This window comes from Myxacorys chilensis (assembly GCF_059505265.1).
Map to the genome: position 1 here is coordinate 14,862 of NZ_JCACKG010000254.1, position 20,295 is coordinate 35,156.

Annotated in this window: 15 protein-coding genes; 11 read left to right on the forward strand and 4 right to left on the reverse strand. The window is 49.0% G+C overall.

The window, feature by feature from the left end; translation table 11 throughout:
• Positions 1 to 120 precede the first annotated feature (120 nt).
• Positions 121 to 756, reverse strand: a complete 636-nt coding sequence (locus tag AC5JLB_RS26205) for a TFIIB-type zinc ribbon-containing protein (protein WP_495876773.1) — start codon at positions 754 to 756, stop codon at positions 121 to 123.
• A 63-nt stretch (positions 757 to 819) separates the two neighbouring features.
• Entirely contained in the window at positions 820 to 1,206 is a 387-nt protein-coding gene (gene patD, locus AC5JLB_RS26210; RefSeq protein WP_495876774.1) for a heterocyst frequency control protein PatD, read from the reverse strand.
• 549 nt (positions 1,207 to 1,755) lie between these two features.
• On the opposite strand from patD, the gene AC5JLB_RS26215 reads away from it, so the two are divergent.
• From AC5JLB_RS26215 to AC5JLB_RS26230, 4 genes are all read left to right on the forward strand, one after another.
• Complete coding sequence (locus tag AC5JLB_RS26215) at positions 1,756 to 4,029, forward strand: RelA/SpoT family protein (protein WP_495876775.1); 2,274 nt, start codon at positions 1,756 to 1,758, stop codon at positions 4,027 to 4,029.
• Between the two features lie 486 nt (positions 4,030 to 4,515).
• Entirely contained in the window at positions 4,516 to 5,766 is a 1,251-nt protein-coding gene (locus tag AC5JLB_RS26220) for a Sll1247 family protein (RefSeq protein WP_495876776.1), read from the forward strand.
• A 252-nt stretch (positions 5,767 to 6,018) separates the two neighbouring features.
• Positions 6,019 to 6,588, forward strand: a complete 570-nt coding sequence (locus AC5JLB_RS26225) for an adenylate kinase (RefSeq protein WP_495876777.1) — start codon at positions 6,019 to 6,021, stop codon at positions 6,586 to 6,588.
• Positions 6,589 to 6,898: 310 nt separating this feature from the next.
• The gene (locus AC5JLB_RS26230; protein ID WP_495876778.1) at positions 6,899 to 7,780 is read left to right on the forward strand and encodes a 2OG-Fe(II) oxygenase; all 882 of its coding nucleotides are present in this window, start codon (positions 6,899 to 6,901) and stop codon (positions 7,778 to 7,780) included.
• A 1,083-nt stretch (positions 7,781 to 8,863) separates the two neighbouring features.
• On the opposite strand, the gene AC5JLB_RS26235 is transcribed toward AC5JLB_RS26230, so the two are convergent.
• On the reverse strand, positions 8,864 to 9,508 hold the full coding sequence (locus AC5JLB_RS26235; RefSeq protein ID WP_495876779.1) for a hypothetical protein: 645 nt from the start codon (positions 9,506 to 9,508) through the stop codon (positions 8,864 to 8,866).
• 384 nt (positions 9,509 to 9,892) lie between these two features.
• On the opposite strand from AC5JLB_RS26235, the gene rph reads away from it, so the two are divergent.
• From rph to AC5JLB_RS26260, 5 genes are all read left to right on the forward strand, one after another.
• A complete protein-coding gene (gene rph, locus AC5JLB_RS26240; protein ID WP_495876780.1) occupies positions 9,893 to 10,615 on the forward strand; it encodes a ribonuclease PH in 723 nt (240 codons plus the stop codon).
• 162 nt (positions 10,616 to 10,777) lie between these two features.
• On the forward strand, positions 10,778 to 11,245 hold the full coding sequence (locus tag AC5JLB_RS26245; RefSeq protein ID WP_495876781.1) for an ATP-binding protein: 468 nt from the start codon (positions 10,778 to 10,780) through the stop codon (positions 11,243 to 11,245).
• Positions 11,246 to 11,377: 132 nt separating this feature from the next.
• A complete protein-coding gene (gene ftsH, locus AC5JLB_RS26250; protein WP_495876782.1) occupies positions 11,378 to 13,267 on the forward strand; it encodes an ATP-dependent zinc metalloprotease FtsH in 1,890 nt (629 codons plus the stop codon).
• A 187-nt stretch (positions 13,268 to 13,454) separates the two neighbouring features.
• Entirely contained in the window at positions 13,455 to 16,073 is a 2,619-nt protein-coding gene (locus tag AC5JLB_RS26255; protein WP_495876783.1) for a chloride channel protein, read from the forward strand.
• A gap of 96 nt (positions 16,074 to 16,169) precedes the next feature.
• Positions 16,170 to 16,997, forward strand: coding sequence for an SDR family NAD(P)-dependent oxidoreductase (locus tag AC5JLB_RS26260; RefSeq protein WP_495876784.1), 828 nt, complete (start codon positions 16,170 to 16,172; stop codon positions 16,995 to 16,997).
• A gap of 107 nt (positions 16,998 to 17,104) precedes the next feature.
• On the opposite strand, the gene AC5JLB_RS26265 is transcribed toward AC5JLB_RS26260, so the two are convergent.
• Complete coding sequence (locus tag AC5JLB_RS26265; RefSeq protein ID WP_495876785.1) at positions 17,105 to 17,488, reverse strand: DUF1499 domain-containing protein; 384 nt, start codon at positions 17,486 to 17,488, stop codon at positions 17,105 to 17,107.
• A 341-nt stretch (positions 17,489 to 17,829) separates the two neighbouring features.
• Here AC5JLB_RS26265 and proS point away from each other — a divergent pair, with 341 nt between their 5' ends.
• A complete protein-coding gene (gene proS / locus AC5JLB_RS26270) occupies positions 17,830 to 19,632 on the forward strand; it encodes a proline--tRNA ligase (protein ID WP_495876786.1) in 1,803 nt (600 codons plus the stop codon).
• A complete protein-coding gene (locus AC5JLB_RS26275; RefSeq protein WP_495876787.1) occupies positions 19,629 to 20,288 on the forward strand; it encodes a glutathione S-transferase family protein in 660 nt (219 codons plus the stop codon). The genes proS and AC5JLB_RS26275 overlap by 4 nt, the downstream gene beginning before the upstream one ends.
• The last annotated feature ends 7 nt before the right edge of the window (positions 20,289 to 20,295 follow it).

Below are 20,295 nucleotides of genomic sequence, written 5' to 3' on the forward strand. Positions count from 1 at the left end.
ACTTTATCAAACGACTTCAAGATTAGACTTTTCGCAGCGAATTGAAACAGATTTCTGAACCAGTCAGCGCTTCCTCCGCTACACCTGCTACCCAATCTGCTGCCACGGATGTCAAATTGCTCAAGCCCGATTTACTTGATCCCGAATCTCTTGATTTCTAGCATCGGCCTCCCTTGTGTCAACCTCTTGAGCAAAATTCTCGAATCGGCGCATGAGATAGGCCACGCCAAAATCGCCATTGGGATGCTTCTCTAGCAACTCCGATAATTCAAACACCTGCTGCGCCAGCTCTTCGCCCAGACGGTCAATCGTGAGTTGACGTTCCTGAGCTAAATGCTCACGTTCTCGTGCTAGAGACTGCCATTCTTGAGACGAGAGCTGCTCGATCGCAACATGCAATCCCATCGCTTCAAGGGCATTCCACTCGCCGCGATCGCACCAAATGCCTCCACAACTGAGACATCGCTCTACATAAAAGGGCGTCTTCATCCCTAACTTAATTCGCGTCAAGTAAATGCCGCACTCCGGGCAAAATGCAGCTTTTGCATCGTAGAGCGACGTCTCAAAGCCATCAGCGTCTATAACCTTGGGAACAAGTTCTGCGATCGTCTTTGGCCGAATCTGCTGAGTCTGCCACCGCTGATAGTCTTCTGGAGAAATCCAGCTTCCCTGACATTCAGAACAACATTTCGCTGCCAAATTGCCTACTAATGTTCCAGCTTCCAACGTAATCTTTCTATCTTTAGGACATTGCAATGCTCAGCCCTCCCAATTCAATGCTTCTCTATTTAATCAGGCAAAGCAAGCAGTTCAAAAAAATCATCTCTCCTCACTCAGCAATGCTCCACAGTAAACTATCAGCATCTCAAGCCGTCCCTTCACTTGCTCCACTCGTTGCTGTAAGGTTTCGGGTTGCTTTGCCGCTCGCACATAAGCAACATCCATTCCGAGCAATCGCAGTTGCTTGTCGATTTCCACCCAAATCGAGCGGACACGATGGGCTTCTGTGTTTGTAAGCGCGTCAATATTCAAGCTACGAATGTCTTCTTGAAAGATTTTTTGCAGCGAGATCAGTTCAGGGCGTAAATCTATAGATTCATTCTCCTGATCATCGCGCTTCTGTCCAAGCTGCGAAATCTTCATTTGAAGCTGCTCCACAACTCCTCTAAAAGATTGATAGATCGATTGGTGAAATTCAGGTATCATTCGCATCATCTCTTTAAGAGAATAACTGAGATGGTGATTTGTGGGGATCAAGTAACCAAAGCTATTCTTACAAAATTGCTTCGGTAATCGAGTGATCCTGTTTGAGTATGATTTCGTTCTAGCACTGTATTTTTATCAGAGTGTATTCCCATCAATTTTAGAAGCGAAGCGTCTCCTTTTTTATAACCCCTTTCTGACCATTCAGACGCTTCTAATTCGCTCAAAAAATGCGATGAAGGAAGGTGTTCTCATGGGTAGAATAAAGATACGTGGAGTCTTAGCAAGTTTAAGACAACCCATCAAATTTAGATTGTTTGGATCTCCTTCCAGCAAAATTTTAAGCACTGCGAATCACGCTGCCAGGTTCCCAACGATCGCAAGATCGTCCAAGGAATATCAATCAACAAATTTCTCTCTATGTCTAGTAGTCGTAGGCTTTACTCTGCTAGACTCATTTTCTATTAATTCATGTTTTGTATCTCGCACTACATCACCAATTTCTAGTCATCTACCCCTTCCGAACCTCCGAATCCTCTAAAGTCTAATAGCATGAATGTAGCGGCATCTATTTCCACCAAGGATTTTGTTCTCCCAAATTGGTTACGAGAGTGCTTGATCAAGCCTTTGTCTGCCAATCCTGTTGACTTGCCTGTTGATGATAGTGACCTGATTTGCAGAGCGTTTAACTTTGCCTACCAACTGCACGAAGGTCAATATCGCGCCTCCGGCGAACCGTACATTGCTCATCCTGTCGCTGTTGCCGGAATTCTGCGCGATTTAGGAGGCAGCGGCACGATGATTGCGGCTGGCTTTTTGCATGATGTCGTAGAAGACACCGACATTACCCCTGAAGAAATTGAGATGCACTTTGGATCGGAGGTGCGATGTTTAGTTGAGGGGGTCACTAAACTCTCAAAATTTAACTTCTCTAGCAAAACTGAGCGTCAAGCTGAAAACTTTCGCCGCATGTTTTTGGCAATGGCGCAAGACATCCGAGTGATCGTCGTGAAGTTAGCAGATCGGCTGCACAACATGCGAACACTAGAACATTTGTCCGATGAGAAACGCCGCCGCATTGCCCTAGAAACACGAGAAATCTTTGCACCGTTAGCCAACCGCCTTGGAATCGGTAACATCAAGTGGGAATTAGAAGATCTCGCATTCAAATATCTTGAGACTAACTCTTACCAAGAAATTCGCCAGCTTGTTGCCGAAAAGCGCGGCGATCGCGAAGCTCGCCTCAGCACCGTTACCGAAACGTTTAAACAACGCCTCACCCAAACTGGCATTCGCTGGGTTGAAGTCAGCGGTCGTCCAAAGCATCTCTACGGCATCTATGAAAAGATGCAGCGTCAGCAGAAGGGCTACGAGCAAATCTATGATGTGGCTGCTATTCGGATCATTGTTGAAAGCAATGACGAGTGTTACCGTGCGCTAGCGATCGTGCATGATATGTTCCGACCGATCCCCGGACGTTTCAAAGACTATATCGGCTTGCCCAAACCCAATCGCTACCAGTCGCTTCACACGGTTGTGATTGGCGCTAGCGGACGTCCGCTGGAAGTCCAGATCCGCACGCTCGAAATGCACCATATCGCAGAATATGGAATTGCAGCGCACTGGAAATACAAAGAGACGGGTGGCTCTAGCACGGAACAGCAGACCACGACCGACGAAAAATTCACTTGGTTGCGGCAACTGATCGATTGGCAAAACGATATGAAAGATGCCCAGGAATACCTGGAGAGCATCAAAGACAATTTATTTGATGGCGATATCTTTGTCTTCACGCCCAAAGGCGAAGTCGTGGCGCTGAATCCAGACTCGACCACTGTTGATTTTGCCTATCGGATTCATACGGAAGTTGGCAACCACTGTGCCGGAGCAAAAGTCAACGGTCGCATGGTGACGCTCGACACTTGCCTCCAAAACGGCGACATTGTTGAGATCATTCGGCAGAAGAATGCTCATCCTAGTCTCGATTGGCTCAATTTTGTTGTAACGCCCAGCGCCCGAAATCGCATTCGTCAATGGTATAAGCGATCGCACCGAGATGAAAACATCGCCCGTGGTCGCGAGATGCTAGAGAAACACTTGGGTAAGAGCGGCTTTGAAGCGCTGCTTAAATCCGATCCCATGCTCGCAGCAGCAGAACGATGTAACTATCACAGCGTCGAAGACTTTTTAGCGGCTGTCGGCTATGGCGAAGTTACCCTTAATCTGGCTATCAATCGCATTCGAGATGCCGTGAAAGAACAACAGGAGGTTCTGAATCCTCCGGTTGAGGGCGGTGTTTTAGCAGATTCGCAAGTTCTCTCCCTCTCGCCCAGCGTCCCCCGTGCTGTCCCAAGTCCTTCTAAGTCGCCTATTGTCGGTGTCGAAGGCTTGCTCCATTACATTGCTGGATGCTGTAACTCGGTTCCGGGCGAGCCGATCATTGGCGTTGTAACTCGCAACTGTCGCGGCATTTCGATTCACCGTCAAGGCTGTCCAAACCTCGACTCCATTCCTGGAAATCGCTTAGTGCCCGTGAGTTGGAATCAGACCGAGCCTCACAACGGACGCCCGCAGGTTTACCCCGTTGAAATTCAAATAGAAGTGATCGATCGCGTTGGGGTTCTCAAAGATTTGCTCTCTCGCTTGACAGACAACAATATTAACGTCCGTAATGCCCAAGTCAAGACTTTCTCCGATCAAACGGCAGTGATTGACTTGGGCATCGATATTTGTGACCACGATCAGCTAGAGCGAACCTTTGCTCAAATTAGAAAAATGACAGACGTACTGAACTTGCGGCGCGTTAGTCAAGTTGAAGAAGCGTAATTGAGCCGCTCACGAAGTTGAATGAACCTTTTTTATGAAGGGTAGTTCAGCGAAATACACGTTTTACGTGAAGAATCCTGATTTGCTATGCGATCGCGGAATGAGGATAGTGTTGCTTTGCACTATGGTGAGACTCAAACTTAGATTCAGAGCCAGAAAGTTTTTCTTTTCAGAAGCTATCGGGAACACTTCATTCTCTTTACTTTAAAAGGAGGCTATAAAGTTCTAGTTAAGTAGATTCCGCAATTTGTGTTTAGGTGATGTGAAGTGACTTAAATTACACCTAGTCCTTCATCGTTTCGTTACACTCATCTTCTAACAGTGTCGTTGTCCCCCGGTACGTCATCTCTATAAAGTCGTGTGTTTATTAGCTCGACTTCATCCCCACTTCTTCAATCCCCCATTTTCAACCTACAGAAAGCTTTTACTTACTTTTTAACTTACAGAGAATTTCGCCCATCTTTGGCGAACAGGAGTGCAAATTAGGTGAGTACCTGGACAACGTATCCCACTCGGGACATTACGCAAGAAGAACAGCGGCTTTATGAACACTTATTGAGGTTGGTGCAAACCGAGTCGCCCCAGCAATTGGTCGAACGCTTTCGGCTACTGTTTATTGAGGGGATGAGTTACCCAGATGCTGCGATCGTGCGATCGCTAGACCAGATTGTAGCTGCCACCACCTCTGACCAAGACTTCCGGTTTATCCTCAATCGGTGCTGTCATATCTTGATCAATCGCTGGCAAATGCGCCCGCCGTTTTATCCTGCGATCGCTGCCCTAATTGCGTCTCTGTCCGCCCCTCCAACTCGCCCCATCACCGACTACACGCGATCGCGCTCTATCCGTCGGCTGCGCGAACTGAGCAAGCAATTCATCGACACCGAGCAATTTCTAACCTTGAGGCGTTTAGGGCAACTGGTCAGTCAGCCTCGCGAGCAGTGTCATACGCAGCCGCTCGTGACCTTGATTCATCGCTACCCGTATCTCTACGAACACTGCCTCGTCACTGAAGGAACGCCCACTGAGCATCAGGCATCGATTCGTCAATTGCAATCCCGAGTGCAACGTCAGTTTGAGCTTGACCTGTCTAAATATGTCACTCATCAAGCGCGGCAAACTCAATCGACGCAGTTCATACAAAATCCAACTCTACTCAGCGATCGCGATCTTGCGCGTGCGCTCCAACTCTTTGTGGGCAAAGTTGAAGGCTCCGCAACGTGTCGGGATATCGCCCAGCGATTCATCACCCACAGCCGTCAGATTCGTTCTTACCGGGAGTTTAAGAGCGATCTTTATCACTACATTACCGCCTCGGTCGATTCGGAATACGGAAAGCGGCAGTTCAACACTCAACTGTGCAACCATCTAAAAAACACGCTGCCAGACGTTGATTCGCTACCCTTAACCGACTTTCTGATTATCAGAACGTGTAGCCAACTTCTAAACTTCTTAGTCGTAGACAGTCCAAAACAGCCGCAGCATTTTGTCTTTGTTGACTTGCTCTCCAATCTGGGAGCAACCTCAACGACTCGTCTTCTGCTAAAAATTGTGCTGCTTTGCAGTCGAGTCAAACCTTATCTCGAAAAGCGATTCTCTATCCTGTTCAATCACTACGAATCGCATACTCGCGAGCAAGTCCAATGGCTGATCGCGGCGATGGAAAATCTTCACCTAGCGTTGAGTACAAATTTTAGCACCATCGATCTCTGTTTTGTGAATCAACTCGTTCGGTAATTTGCCCCGCATTAAAAATTACAGAAGGTCGATAGTGCCACCATACGACAGGCGCGGAGTGTTGACCCGGAACAGGCCGTTTCAAACCGCCCGCACCCCATCCCTTGCTGCTGATGAGCTAAATCAACATCTACGTCTTTAAAGCGTGGCGTTTCATAAATTCAAGCGTTTGAGTCGGCTGATTATTCTAAAAATTGATGCATTTTTGACTCAGTGTAATACTCTAAATCAGAGACCCAATGGAAATATTTGATGAGACTCATTCTTCTTGGCGCACCCGGAGCCGGAAAAGGAACCCAATCCCAGCAAATCTGTCAAACGCTAGGGCTGTGTTCAATCTCGACGGGTGATCTTTTACGATCGCAGATCAAACAAAAAACCGACCTCGGCAAACAAATCAGAATCTTTGTCGACCAAGACGAACTGGTTCCCGATGAAATCGTGATCGAACTCATTCGGCAACGGTTGCTAAAGCAAGACTTGGCGAACGGGTGGCTGCTTGAAGGTTATCCGAGAACGCCTGTTCAGGCAGAAGAATTTGATGCTCTGCTGGCTCAACTGAATCAAGCCTTAGACTACGTGGTTCTATTGGACGTTCCTGATGAAGTGTTGATCGGTCGCTCCCTCAATCCAGCTAGACAGGACGATCAGCCAGAAGCATTGCAGAAACGGATTGAGATATTCCGCGATCGCACGTCGCCGCTGTTGGAGTATTACAACCGACAGAATCGCTTGGTCACGGTTGATGGTAATCAAGCGATTGGAGAAGTGAGAGAGGAGATTTTAAAAAAAATTGGAATAACTGAGGGAAATGAGGGATAAATACCCATAAATCGCTTTACGTTAGTTGTAAAGCACAATCGTCATTGCATCAAAGCGTCGCTGTGAGCTGATTGCTCTGAATCTTTAATGGCGAATGTGACAGTAGCGCTATAGTTCTGATTACTCTTTTTGTGGGAACTCTCTACAAGACATGCTCAGAGCTTCTCCAACAATTCTAAATTGCATTCCGCGTTCGTGTTGTCGTGATATCTCACAGAAAAACAGACATAGAATGAGAATCGTGGATGGGTTCTTAAGAGCAACAAGAAACAAGTTAGTCCCTTTTTTGCCATCCAGCTAAGAAGTAAATATGACTCTAGCTTCTGAACGAACTGAATCTCAAACTGTCTCAGTTAAACTGCTCTTAGCCGGCGGACACGAATGTGCTTTAAAGCTGAAATCAGATGCACCGCTGTTGCATGAGCTTCTAACGACGTTGGTAGACCGTTCCCACTCTCAAAAAAGCAGTCTTTCTGGTTTATTTCAAATTCCTGTTGATGAAGGCCGTTCAGTCATTTGCTTTCCGAGCGAACATCTGCTTGGTTTAGTGACAGAACCTCCAATCTTTTTGGAATCAATTGAAGAGATTCAGCTAGAGCCTCAAGATACCCTAGTCTCTAAATATATACAAATTGATAATTTCTTGACTGATGAAGAAAGAGATCAACTACTGAACTACGTGTTCCAGCAGGAGAAAGCTTTTGTTTCTACAAATACTTCAACAGATGATTTAGATTATCGGCGATCGCAGGTTCTATATTCATTCCCTAATTTTTCTGAGTTAATAGTCAATCGAATTCAAGCAATTCTTCCAGACATAATCAGTAAATTAGAATTGCCGCCGTTTCCCATCTCTCAAATAGAAACTCAACTAACGTCTCACAACGACGGAAACTACTACAAAATTCACAACGACAACGGCAGCCAAGACACTGCTACCCGAGAGCTTACCTATGTTTATTACTTTTATCAAGAGCCAAAACCTTTTGCTGGTGGAGAGCTGCTAATTTACGACAGCAAGATTGAGAATAACTATTACGTGAAGGCAGACTCTTTTAATACAGTTGAGCCTCGTAACAATAGCATTGTCTTCTTTTTAAGTCGCTACATGCATGAAGTGCTACCTGTACGATGCCCATCGCGAGCTTTTCGAGACAGCCGCTTTACAATTAACGGCTGGCTTCGTCGTTAACCAAAGCCTTTAATTCTGATGTAGAAAATCGGAAGCCAGGAGAAATCCTGGCTTCTGAACGTTTTAAACCCTATCTATCGTTTTCAAATTTAACTATATGTCCAATCTGCTCTAAGCAAGATCAGAGCCTCAAATAGAATTGTCGTGATTTTAATGCGTATATGCACGTAGGTACTACACCTGCACTGAACACCTCTATACCTTGAGCTGAATTCGCAGAATAAAATTTAAGAATAAATACGTGAAATTCCAAATTTATTGCAATAAATGATACGAGCAACTACTTAATTGTTTCTTCAATTATTTAGCAATCTCAAATTTAGATAGTTGTAGGTGAAGAAGCGATTAAAGGTTCAAGCTTTGCACGTGTTACAGGCTCTTTGTGTGTAAACCTTTATACATACACCCAGGAATTAATTTTAGAAAAATGTCAAAGTTTTCATTCAAGGTAGCCTTTGGACTTCCCACACTGACGTTGATTGGTATGTGTCTTTTGGTAGCTACACCTCAACAAGCTTCAGCAAAAAACCCCACTACGTCCACCCCTGCGCCCGCACCTGCACCTGCACCTGCGCCCGCTCCTACTCCTGCACCTGCGCCCGCTCCTACTCCTACACCAGCGCCATCATCTACAGTGCGCTTTGGATTTCAAAATATCACTGGGAACAGTGCTACTAATGCTGCAACAGGTGAAAGTCAACTATTTTTAGATGTGACTAAGGGCAGTAACTCAAATCAGGTTCTATTTTCGTTCAACAACATTGGGCAACAAGCCTCTTCCATAACCCAAATTTATTTTGACCAAACTACAAGCCTGTTAAAAAGTATCGCATCAATCACTGATAGCGGTAGTGGCGTAGATTTTGTAATACCTAAGAGCATAGGTAATCTACCAGGAAGCAATAACGCTCCTGGAGGTCGGTTTAACTCAGATTTTTCAGTTGAGGCTAATCAACCAGTCTCACAGATGGGTGTAAATCCTGGCGAATTTGTGAATGTACTGTTCAATTTAAGCTCCAACGTCACATTTGACGACATCATTAAAAGCCTGACAAACAGTGTCTTGCGTGTTGGATTCCACGTTCAAGCCTTTGGTGATGGTGGAAGTGAAGCTTTTGTCAATAAACCAGTAGCAGTAACACCGACTCCAGCCCCGGCTCCGACACCCGCACCGGCTCCAGCACCCGCACCGGCTCCAGCACCCGCACCGGCTCCAGCTCCAACACCCGCACCGGCTCCAGCACCTGCTCCAGTACCCGCACCTGCTCCGGCTCCAGCACCCGCACCGGCTCCAGCACCCGCACCTGCTCCAGCCCCGGCTCCGACACCCGCACCGGCTCCAGCACCCGCACCTGCTCCAGCACCCGCACCGGCTCCAGCTCCAACACCCGCACCGGCTCCAGCACCTGCTCCAGTACCCGCACCTGCTCCGGCTCCAGCACCCGCACCGGCTCCAGCACCCGCACCTGCTCCAGCCCCGGCTCCGACACCCGCACCGGCTCCAGCACCCGCACCTGCTCCAGCACCCGCACCTGCTCCAGCTCCAACACCCGCACCGGCTCCAGCACCCGCACCTGCTCCCGCACCGACTCCAGCTCCAGCTCCGGCTCCAGCACCCGCACCTGCTCCAGCCCCGGCTCCAGCACCCGCACCGACTCCAACACCCACCCCAGACCCAATTTTTATTCCAGAGATCAAGACTGAGCCATCTCCATCTCCCGCTGTCAACCCTCCTAAAAAGGTTCCTGAACCCGGTACGGTTGGTGCTATCTTACTTACTGGCTTGGCAAGCTTGCGTTATGGCAGAAAACGGAAACAGAGTGAGCCATAGATTTGTGTTCTGTTAGGTGGCTTAGAACATCAACTTGGATCAGGGGTTGAACATCTAGAACAGCGCAGTCAAGCTACGAAGGTCGATTTTATGCAAGGAGCAGAGGAGTTTTTTACGATTCCATCTGCTCCTTTGCTGTATGTACCCTGCCTAGTTCTAGCGAATGCAATATTTCTGATTGGGGTTCTTCTTTGCAAAGCGTTGCGTCCCTGATTCTTTCCTTAGCCGACCAGATCTAAGGTGATAGAGTACTACTCTTTGCACTCTTTGAGGTTTCTCTCATGACATGGTATCGCCCTGATGGTCGGCAGCCGAACCAACTGCGCCCTACTCGCTTTGAGCGTCGGTTTACCAAATTCTCAGCAGGCTCAGTCTTGGCAATTTGCGGCGATACTCAAGTTCTCTGTACGGTTAGCATTCAGCCCAAAGTTCCCCGGTTTCTTGAAGGGAAAGGGCAAGGATGGCTGACCGCAGAATATCGAATGCTGCCCGGAGCAACGCCAGAGCGCCACGAGCGTGAGTCGTTTAAGCTTTCTGGACGGACTCAAGAAATTCAGCGCCTGATTGGGCGAAGTTTGAGATCGACGCTTGATATGCACGCCTTGGGAGAGCGCACGATTACGATCGATGCCGATGTGCTGCAAGCCGACGCAGGCACTCGAACGACTTCGATCACAGGTGCATTTGTTGCTTTGCAAGACGCGATCGCTCATTTGGTTTCAACCGGAGAATTAGAGCGATCGCCCATCATTCATCGTGTAGCCGCTATTTCAGTTGGCTTAATCGAAAATGAAGCGTTCTTGGATTTGAACTACGCAGAAGACGTTGCTGCCGACACTGACTGTAACGTTGTGATGAACGAAGCGCTGAATATGATAGAGATTCAAGGAACAGCAGAAGCGGGTAGCTTCTCTCGTTTGCAGTTAGAGCAAATTTTAGATTTGGCAGAACAAGGAATCCAAGAATTGTTAGAATTACAAGAGCAGGCGCTTCAACCCACGTGATCAGTCGGTATTTTTCACTGGCCAGGATGGTGACGTTGAGTAACATTTTTAGCGCTTGTCGAAAGAAATCTGCCCGCTTTCGGATATTCTTAGAGCAATTATTGTTACATCGACTATGATAATCGCGCTCTTTCGATTGGCTATGCCAATTCGTGAGATTGTGTGACCCAGCGACCCCTCCGAACGACCCTGAGCATGTTCTACCAAGACCATCTGACGGTTAACAGCAAACTCACAGTACTCAACTCTGTGCAGAAATGGTTTGAGACATTTTGGCTTCAGCACGATCCGCTGGTTGCCCGTCAAAACCACCAGCTACATCGCCTCAACTTAGCGTTAGCGGAAGGCTTTACCAATGCCGTTCGCCATGCCCACTCCGGATTGTCGGTAGAAACGTCTATCGACATCGAAGTTGCCTTGCACGACGATCATATGGAGATTCAGATTTGGGATTGGGGTCAGCCTTTTGATCCAACTGCCCTGACAGAACCTAAGCCAGGAACGCTTCAGGAAGGGGGCTACGGTTGGTTTCTCTTGCGCCGATTAGCCGATGAAGTCAGCTACGATCGCCAGGGACAACGCAACTGTTTGCGGATTGTGAAGTACACGGTTGGGGCAGCCGTAGGTTAAGGCTAACCTCCATAGCCCTTCCTCCCATGCCATCGCTTATTGGGAAAGTTAGACTAGAATGCAAACATAGCAACATCTCGCACTCAACAGCAGTCTAAGATGTTGTCGCACTGAGGTGAAAAGGCGCGGGATATGAAGAATGAATCGCAGAGTACGGCATTGACAAGACAGCGTTCCACCGCCGTGCGGGGAACGGTGGTGAAAGGAGTCATGGTGGGCTGGATGCTGATACAAAGCATTCTTATGAGTACGCCTGCGATCGCACAAACCCGTGATTCGCTCAGCTATAGTGAACTGCTGAAAAAGATTGATGCTGGGGAAGTCTCAAAAGTCGAAATTGACGAGGCTCAACGAGTAGCGAAAGTGAGACTAGAAGGCAAAACTAAGGACGCCCCGATCGATGTGCAGATTCTGGATCGCAATCCAGAATTAATTGAGCGGCTGCGATCGCGCAATGTCGATTTCGATTCTCAACCGACCAGCGATAATAGCCTCGTCCTCGGCTTAGTCGCCAACTTGCTGTTAGTCATGCTGCTGATTGGCGGACTATTAATGATTTTGCGGCGCTCCAGTAGCTCTTCGAGCGGTCCTGGACAAGCCATGAATTTTGGTAAATCCCGCGCTCGATTCCAAATGGAGGCGAAGACCGGAGTTCTGTTCGACGATGTTGCCGGGATTGAAGAAGCCAAGGAAGAACTGCAAGAAGTCGTGACGTTTTTGAAGAAGCCTGAGCGCTTTACGGCGGTTGGCGCGCGGATTCCGAAAGGCGTGCTGCTCGTTGGCGCTCCGGGAACGGGTAAAACGCTGTTGGCAAAAGCGATCGCAGGTGAAGCAGGCGTTCCCTTCTTTAGTATCTCTGGGTCCGAATTTGTCGAGATGTTTGTCGGAGTCGGCGCGTCTCGCGTGCGGGACTTGTTTAAGAAAGCCAAAGAAAACGCCCCTTGTATTATTTTTATTGATGAAATTGATGCGGTTGGGCGGCAGCGCGGAACCGGAATTGGTGGTGGCAATGATGAGCGAGAACAAACGCTAAACCAACTGCTCACTGAGATGGATGGCTTTGAAGGCAATGCAGGCATCATCATTATCGCTGCAACGAACCGCCCTGATGTGCTAGATTCTGCCCTTCTGCGTCCGGGTCGCTTCGATCGGCAGATTATTGTAGACCTACCAACGTACAAGGGACGTCTCAAGATTTTAGAAGTCCACGCTCGCAATAAGAAGCTTTCTGACGAGATTTCCCTTGATGCCGTTGCCCGTCGTACCCCTGGTTTTTCTGGAGCAGAACTGGCTAACCTCCTGAATGAAGCCGCGATTCTGACAGCGCGGCGGCGCAAAGATGCGATCACGCCCTTAGAAATTGACGATGCGATCGATCGGGTGATTGCGGGCATGGAACGAGCGCCCCTGATGGATAGCAAGCGGAAACGGCTGATTGCATACCATGAAGTGGGTCACGCGATCGTCGCGACCTTGATGAAGAATCACGATCCGGTACAGAAAGTTACCCTAGTTCCGAGAGGCCAAGCGCTTGGGATTACGTGGTTTACCCCCGATGAAGAGCAAGGCTTAACATCGCGATCGCAGATTTTAGCTCAAGTGACCAGTGCACTCGGCGGACGGGCAGCAGAAGAAATCATCTTTGGTGATGATGAAATCACGACGGGAGCCAGCGGCGATATTCAGCAAGTGACGAGCATGGTGCGTCAGATGGTCACCCGCTTTGGCATGTCGGATCTGGGTAACTTGGCGCTAGAGACCTCAAATGATGAAGTCTTTCTGGGACGAAGTTTGATGCCACGATCGGAATATTCTGAAGAACTTGCAGGCAAGATTGATCAGCAGGTGCAAGCGATCGCACAACACTGCTATACCGATGCCTGTCGATTAGTGAGAGAAAACCGAGTCCTCATCGATCGCTTAGTCGATACCCTGTTAGACCAAGAAACGATCGAAGGAGACCAATTCCGCAAAATGGTTGAGGAGCATCGCCAAAGCCAATCTGTGACAGTTGGCAGCTAATAAAACAGGTCATCAGATAATAGATCATGGCTTGTAAGGTGGGCAATTGCCCACCTTATTTTTTGAAATCTCTATTTTTTGAAATCTTTACTCATTCTCCACAGTCCAAGAGGCTGGCTCCTTTCATTGCAATCAAAGTTGACCGCTAAGATAAGGCAGTGTACGGCGACCAAGGCAAATTATCCTCATGCGCTTTGACTTTTTGAAGCCAATTCCTCGTGTTTTTCAGCCAAAGCAACTCGCTGTTCTAGAAGCTTGCGTAATTGGATTGGTCTCTGGATTGGCGGCGGTGCTGTTGAAGCAAGGAGCAGGATTTCTGAGCGGCTGGCGGTTGCACACAGCGCAAGTGTATCCGGCCTGGATTGTTTTGCCCTTGATTGGAATCGTAGGCGGCTTTTTAGCAGGCATTTTGATCGAACGGATTGCTCCTGAAGCGTCTGGAAGCGGTATTCCTCAAGTCAAAGCTGCCTTGGGCGGTGTCTCGATCGCATTGAATCTCAGGGTAGCGATCGTAAAGTTGCTTAGCACGTTACTCTCGCTCGGGTCAGGCTTAACCTTAGGTCGGCAAGGTCCAACGGTGCAAATTGGAGCCGCGATCGCGGCCCAACTGAGCGCTTGGGTTCCTACCTCGCCTGATCACCGACGTCAATTGATTGCAGCAGGTGCGGCGGCAGGATTGGCAGCAGGATTCAACGCGCCGATCGCAGGCGTTCTGTTTGTGGTGGAAGAACTGCTGCAAGACGTGTCAGGACTGACGCTAGGAACGGCAATTCTGGCATCTTTTGTGGGTGCAGTGGTGTCGCGGCTCTTGGGCGGGCAAGGACTCAACGCCAGCAGAAATTTGCTCCAGTTCTCCACCAATTTCACCGCCCAAGACATCCCTTTGTTTTTGGTGTTAGGAATTCTGGCGGGATTACTAGGAGCCTTGTTTGGGCGCGGCATTTTGCTCAGTTTGCGGATCAACCGTCGCGTCTTTCAGTGGGGGTTGCCTTGGAGAATAGCTTGTGCTGGATTAATTTCAGGCTTAGCGATCGCGCTGCTGCCCGATGTGCTACGCGATCGCGACAGTCTGCAGGAAGTCTGGATCACCAGTGGATTTAGCTGGCAGATCATCACAATTATTTTCGTCACAAAGTTTATTCTTACTCTAGTCGCATTTGGCGCTGGTGCGCCTGGTGGATTATTTGCGCCATCGCTGATTCTTGGCTCAACGTTGGGACATTTAGTGGCGACTGCGGCGCAACAGTTGCAACTGATTGGCCTTCCATTGGGCCTAGATGGAAGTGAAAATTTGGTGACGACCGCCGCGTTCACAGGAATGGGAGCGTTTTTTAGTGCGGTGACTCGTGGCCCAATTACTGCGATCATCATTGTCTTCGAGATGACGACGGACTTTAATTTAGTTCTGCCACTCATGATTGGCTCTGTGACAGCTTATCTCGTGGCTGAAACTATGCATAGTGGTTCGATCTACAAGCATTTACTGGCATCCAAGGGCATTCAACTCGACCAGAAGGCTGGAATTGAGGTGAGGTTAGGCGGGTTGACTGCCGTCGATATTATGCAGCCACGGGTCGAAACCTTAGCAAGCCAAATCAGTGTCGAAGAAGCGATGCAAGCCTTCTCGCGATCGCACCATCGCGGTTTTCCCGTTGTCGAAGATGGCAGACTCGTTGGCATTGTGACCCAGACAGATCTTTCCCACGTTCAAGAGCGCAACCTCGCGAACGATTCGCCGTTAGAGACGATCATGACGCCGCAACCCGTCACAGTGAGTCCTAGCGCTCCATTAACGCGCGTTTTATATTTGCTCAATCGCTACAAAATCAGCCGCTTGCCTGTGGTCGAGCATCGTAAACTGCTTGGCATCATTACTCGCGCTGATATCATTCGAGCTGAATCAGACAAGCTAGGCGACGATGCAGCTCAGCTTGGACCTCGACCAGAACCCTCTTACGTGGTCTATCAAACTCAAGCCCCCTCGACGGGGCGAGGACGATTGCTCGTGCCGATCGCGAATCCTCAAACGGCTGACGGGCTGTTGCAAATGGCTGCCGCGATCGCCCGCGATCGTCGATACGAACTTGAGTGTCTCCAGGTGATTCTAGTGCCCCGCCATCAAGTTCCAGCCGAAACAAAGGTGTCTACCAGTGTGAGTCGTCAACTGTTGAAGCGGGCATCCCGGTTGGGTAAAACTTGGCAAATTCCGGTGCATACCCAGGTGCGCGTCACGCATGACGTGTCTCACGCCATTCTAGAAACCCTTAAAGAACGTCATGTAGACTTAATCGTGATGGGCTGGAAAGGCGGAACCACAACACCTGGACGCATTTTCGGCAGCGTTGTCGATACGATCATTCGGCAGGCGAGTTGTGATGTGGTGTTGGTGAAGATGGGGGATGGGAAGCCTCACCTCGATCGTTGGCTTGTGCCGATCGCGGGTGGCCCGAATTCTCGCCAAGCGATCCGGCTCTTACCTGCCTTAGCGCAACTGTCTCAACAGCCGAACATCTGCCTCTGTCAAGTGCATCATCCCGATCGCTCGTTGCCTAGTGCTTCTGCCCTAGAAGATGCCATGACCTTTTTGAGACATCGGTTAAAGTGCCCCGTTACCCTGATGCCGGTGAAGGATAGTTCGGTATCTGGGGCGATTATTTCGTTAGCGCAGAAAGACCAGTGTGATGTGATTGTGTTGGGCGCAACTCGTGAAAGTTTGTTGCAACAGGTGGTTCAAGGCAACATTCCAGAGGAGATTGCCAGACGCTGTGACTGCACGGTTATTTTGGTGCGAGAAGCGATGAAATAGCCGACAAACGTTTGATTTACCTATCTTGACAGAAGTACTCTCTAGGCATTTCCGCGATCGTAGAGGGAATATCAAACCGTTCTTTAAATTAGATCTATGGCTTCGACAGTTTTAATTACAGGGGCGTCTCAAGGCATCGGTCGTGAGACTGCCCTGTTGTTTGCCCGCAATGGGTATAACGTGGTTTTGGCGGCTCGTAATGCCGAACCTTTAGAAGCGTTGGCTCAGGAATTACAAACCTATGCCCATCGCGCGATCTCAGTGCCAACGGATGTCCGCGATCCGCAACAGGTGAAGCACTTAGTTGAACGCGTGATCGCGGAATATGGCTCGGTTGATGTGCTGATTAACAATGCAGGTATCTACACATCAGGACCCGCTGAAGAGTATTCGTTAGAAGATTGGCACTTGATTCTAGACACCAATTTATGGGGCTACATTCACACGATTCACGAATTGTTGCCCCACTTCGTGAGCCGAGGGTCGGGAACGATCGTCAATCTTAGCTCGATCGGCGGACAGGTTCCGACTCCGTATCTTGTTCCCTATGCGACGAGTAAATTTGCCGTCACTGGGCTGACAAAATCTTTAGCATCAGAGCTTGCCCCAAAAGGCATTACGGTTTGCGGCATCTATCCGAGTCTAATTAAGAGCGATTTCATGGAACGAGCGCTGTTTAAAGGCAAGGATGAGGAGGACCAGCAAGCTCGTCGTCAGCAGCTTGAACAGGTTTTAAGTGCCCCTGTGATTGAGAAACCGACCGATGTTGCTCAAGCGATTTGGGATGCCGTCCAGCACAAGCGGACAGAGGTGCTTGTGGGGTCAGCCAATCTTTCGCTTCTGTCCAATCGGCTTTTTCCTGATTTCGTTCAATGGGTCATGCGAAGAACGTTCAAAAATAAAGACCGAGCGGCAACATCGTAAATTAGGATGCTTCTTTAGAGTTGCGCCAAACGCTAGTCGTTAAATCCTGTTGCGCCTTCTTGGCAGAGCCAATTTCTTTGAAGTTGCGCTCTGCGCTAATTGAGGTATTACGCAAGCTGGGTGCGAATCAGTTCAATCCGCTTGCGGTTCACGCCTAGATCACTCTTGCCGAGCCGGGATGCAGACCGAACGTGAATCACATTAGCGGCGCGATCGACATAAAATTCCACGTCATCCACATAGCCCATTAATTTACTCGTGAATTGCGCGTATAAATAATCGTTGCTCTCTTCGACAATTTTTGTCTTAGGCAGAGCTTCAATGGTGCGTTTGAGGTCAGCGATCGCGGTTTCAGGAGAACTCAATTTCAACGGCTCGATATGGTGAGCTGAATCAGAATCTTGGCTACAGACACAGTTGGGCGTCGCAGGACAAGGAGACAATCGACCATTGCGAACGCCTAGAGTTGTGGGCTGCTTACCTGCAAACATAATCTCTCCTAATCTTTCTTCACTAAAGTAACTTTAAGCGATGCTTTGGTCCTGCTCGAACCTGCTGCTTAAATCAAACCGCCCTGCTAAGGTACCAAACTGTTGCCTCAGATTCAAACGCGATTCGTGCAAAGCGCAACTTTAAAGAAATCGGCTTTGCCAAGCTCCAAAGGATCGCCTAATCTAAATTCACACAAATCTTCTAAACACAGTTTTCTATAGGTGTGCTCAGCGCGAATTGTCACCAAAAGGTAGAATGAATGCTCCCTGCCATCCTCTGTCCTTTAGACTGAAGGATGGTTTGTTCAACTTAGGTTTATAAGCGCAAAGGGGCACGATCGATGCGGCTTTCTCAAATGTTGTTGGTGACACTGCGCGAAGATCCAGCAGAAGCGGAGATTCCAAGTCATAAGCTGTTGGTGCGAGCGGGGTATATTCGGCGAATCGGCAGTGGTGTATATGCGTATCTGCCGCTCATGTGGCGCGTGTTGCAGAAGGTGTCGCAAATTGTGCGCGAAGAAATGAACGCAGCAGGCGCACAAGAATGTTTACTGCCGCAGTTGCAGCCCTCTGATCTGTGGAAAGAATCAGGACGGTGGGATACTTACACCAAAGCCGAAGGGATTATGTTTTCCCTGATCGACCGTCAAGAGCGCGAGCTGGGGTTAGGTCCAACTCATGAGGAAGTGATTACTGCGATCGCGCGGGAGATGATCCGTTCGTATCGCCAGTTGCCTCAAAATTTATATCAAATTCAAACCAAATTCCGTGACGAAATCCGTCCCCGGTTTGGCTTGATGCGCGGTCGCGAATTCATTATGAAAGACGCCTATTCGTTCGATGCGGACGAAGCAGCGATGAAGGCGACGTACCAAAAAATGAATCAGGCGTATCACAACATTTTGCGTCGTTGCGGGTTGAAATTTCGAGCCGTTGACGCCGACTCAGGTGCGATCGGCGGTTCAGGCTCTCAAGAATTCATGGTTTTAGCCGATGCCGGAGAGGACGAAATTCTCTATACGGATGACGGCAAGTACGCGGCAAACGTCGAGAAAGCGGCTTCGATTCCGTCTGACGTTGTTCCTTCTCCGTTTGGCAGTTACGAAAAACGGGAAACACCGGGAACCGAAACCATTGAAAAGGTTTGCAAATTCCTCAACTGTTCGCCGACAAATCTTGTCAAAAACGTTCTCTATCAAGCTGTGTTTGACAGTGGCACAACCGCTTTAGTCCTGGTTCAGATACGCGGCGATCAAGATGTCAACGAAGTCAAACTTCAGAATGAATTAGTCAAGTTAGCGGGTCAATACGGTGGAAAAACGATCGTTGGTCTCACAGTTCCCGATGCCGATGCTCAACAAAAATGGGTAGCGAAACCCCTACCGCTCGGCTACATCTCTCCTGGTTTAAGTGACGACTACATTCAATCGAGCAAGAACATTGCTCCGAAATTCATTCGATTAGCCGATCAAACAGTTGCCGAGTTGCAAAACTTCGTTACGGGCGCAGATGAAGCAGGCTATCACGTGGTTGGCGCAAATTGGGGAGCGCAGTTTCCAAAGCCCAATCTTGTCGATGTCCGAAAAGCCACCGTTGGCGATCTCGCCCTCCACGATCCTACCCAAACCCTAAAAACCGCTAGAGGAATTGAGATTGGGCATATCTTCCAACTCGGCACAAAATACTCCAAGCCGCTCGGCGCAACCTACACCAACGAGCAGGGGGAAGAAATTCCCTTAGCAATGGGCTGTTATGGGGTCGGCGTGTCTCGGTTAGCGCAGTCCGCTGTCGAGCAATCTTACGACAAAGACGGCATCATTTGGTCGGTCGCGATCGCGCCCTATCACGCCGTCGTTGTAATCCCCAATGTGAACGATGCCGATCAAGTCGCAGCGGCTGAAAAACTTTATGCTGAACTCAATCAAGCAGGCATCGAAACCCTGCTCGACGATCGTAACGAGCGGGCAGGCGTCAAATTCAAAGATTCTGAGCTAATCGGCATTCCCTACCGCGTGGTCACTGGAAAATCGCTGAAAGACGGCAACGTCGAGGTGGTTAAACGGGCAACCAAAGACACGCAGAACGTCGCGATCACAGATGTTGTCTCAACCCTAAAGCAGTGGATTACTGAAGCAACGATATGACTTCCCTTACCTTAGTGATTGGCAACAAAAACTATTCATCTTGGTCGCTGCGCCCGTGGCTGGCGATGAAGCAGTTCGACTTGCCCTTTACCGAAATTCGCATCCCGCTCTACAGTCCAGAGGCAACTGATCAGATTCGTCAACTCTGCCCTCAAGGAAATGGCAAAGTTCCGATTTTGATTCACGAATCCCGCATCGTGTGGGATTCCCTCGCCATCTTTGAGTATTTAACAGAGATGTTTCCAGAGCGATCGTGGTGGTCTGGTACATATACTGCTCGTGCTGTTGCGAGGTCAATTTGTGCAGAAATGCATTCTGGGTTTCTTGCCTTGCGTCATCACCTGCCCATGAATTGCCGCGCTCACCTGCCGGGTCGAGACTTCGGCTCAGAGGTGCAAAACGACATCGATCGAATCACTACAATTTGGCGAGACTGCCGACAAGCGTATGGTGGAAAGGAACCGTTTTTATTTGGGCGGTTTACGATCGCAGACGCGATGTTTGCTCCCGTTGTGCTGCGCTTCCGAACCTATGGCGTTGCGCTTGATGAAATCTGCCAAGCTTATGCGGATGCGCTCTTAGCGCTGCCTGCCATGCAAGAATGGCTTCAATCTGCCACCGCAGAAACAGAGACAATACCTCCCTTTGAGCAGTGATATTTGT